This is a genomic window from Ruegeria sp. BHSA163, from assembly GCF_059613365.1.
On the sequence record NZ_JBXWSJ010000077.1, the window covers coordinates 1 to 1471 of the forward strand.

A 1471-nucleotide genomic window follows, 5' to 3' on the forward strand; every position below is an offset into this window, starting at 1 on the left:
AGGTGGGACCGCCGTTGGTACTGGCTTGAACACTCATAGCGGTTGGGATGAGGCGGTAGCCAGTAACATGGCAGAAATCACCGGGCTGCCATTTGTCACCGCACCTAACAAGTTTGAGGCTCTGGCGGCTCATGACGCGATGGTTTTTCTGTCAGGGGCTTTGGCAACGGTTGCAGGTTCTTGCTATAAAATCGCCAATGATATCCGTTTCCTGGGCTCGGGACCGCGGTCTGGTTTGGGCGAACTTATCCTTCCCGAGAATGAACCGGGTTCTTCCATCATGCCGGGCAAGGTTAACCCAACGCAAGCCGAAGCTCTGACTCAGGTTGCAGCACATGTCATGGGGAACGATGCAGCTATGAAATTTGCCGGTTCGCAGGGCCATTTCCAGCTGAATGTATATAACCCAATGATGTCGTATAACCTACTGCAATCAATTCAGTTATTGGGAGATGCCACCGACAGTTTCACTGAACGTATGTTGCTTGGGATACAGGCCAACGAACCACGTATCGACAAACTGATGAAAGAATCGCTTATGCTGGTCACTGCACTGGCCCCAACAATCGGTTACGACAATGCCACAAAGGTTGCAAAAACCGCTCATAAGAACGGGACGACCCTGAAAGAAGAAGCAATCGCGCTGGGTTTCGTGGATGAAGAGACCTTTGATGCCGTTGTGCGGCCTGAACATATGATCGGTCCGAAGAACTGATGGGCAAGCCGGTCAACCTGAACCGGTATAGAAAAGCAAAGTCGCGGGCCGAGAAAAAGGCCCGCGCAGATCGGAATTCCTTCTGTTATGGTCGTAGCAAAGCCGAGAAGGAAGCAACTGATCTTGAGCGTTCCAAGTCCAAGAAAGAATTGGACAATCACGAGTTGGATAAATGAGTGGGCCTCCGATCAAACGATCGCTTACGCTGCAGGGTCATCGAACCTCGGTGTCGCTGGAGGATGAGTTTTGGAATGCATTTCGCGAGATCGCACAATCAAAATCAATTCCTATCAACGTCCTAGCTTCAGAAATTGATGCTGCCCGGAATCCTGAGACCGGTTTGGCATCGGCTATTCGGGTATTCGTTTTAAACTGGTATTGGTCAAAAAATTGAATCCTTGTCTTTTGAAGTAAAGGGCCACTGAAGCCCTGTGAAGTAAAAAGGGTATTTTTTTATGTCTGATACAGTTTCTGGACCGGATGGGCGGATGCGCTGTGCTTGGTGTCAGGCAGCGCCTGAATTCTTCGAGTACCACGACTCTGAATGGGGTTACCCTGTCATTGACGACAGGCGTTTATTTGAAAAGCTTTGCCTGGAGAGTTTTCAATCAGGCCTGAGTTGGCGCACGATCCTGAATAAACGTGAGAATTTCCGCCGTGCCTTTTGCGGATTTGACTTTAACAAGATCGCTTTGTTTGACGAAGTCGATGTCGCCCGATTGCTTCAAGATGCCAACATTATTCGTCATCGCGGCA

General features: G+C 49.6%; 4 protein-coding genes. All 4 read left to right on the top strand.

Annotated features, from left to right (window positions below):
* Positions 1-715: lyase family protein (locus AC2FNV_RS21705; RefSeq protein WP_496774487.1), on the top strand; the 715-nt coding region annotated here is incomplete at its 5' end.
* Positions 715-891 (top strand): DUF4169 family protein, encoded by a 177-nt coding sequence (locus AC2FNV_RS21710; protein ID WP_170480414.1) that lies wholly within the window; start codon positions 715-717, stop codon positions 889-891. The genes AC2FNV_RS21705 and AC2FNV_RS21710, both read left to right, overlap by 1 nt.
* Positions 888-1109 carry a ribbon-helix-helix domain-containing protein gene (locus tag AC2FNV_RS21715; protein WP_170606833.1) on the top strand — a complete coding sequence of 74 codons (222 nt, stop codon included), beginning with the start codon at positions 888-890 and terminating at the stop codon, positions 1107-1109. The genes AC2FNV_RS21710 and AC2FNV_RS21715 overlap by 4 nt, the downstream gene beginning before the upstream one ends.
* A gap of 61 nt (positions 1110-1170) precedes the next feature.
* Positions 1171-1471, top strand: a 301-nt coding sequence (locus AC2FNV_RS21720; RefSeq protein ID WP_496774490.1) for a DNA-3-methyladenine glycosylase I, incomplete at its 3' end; no start/stop codon positions are given.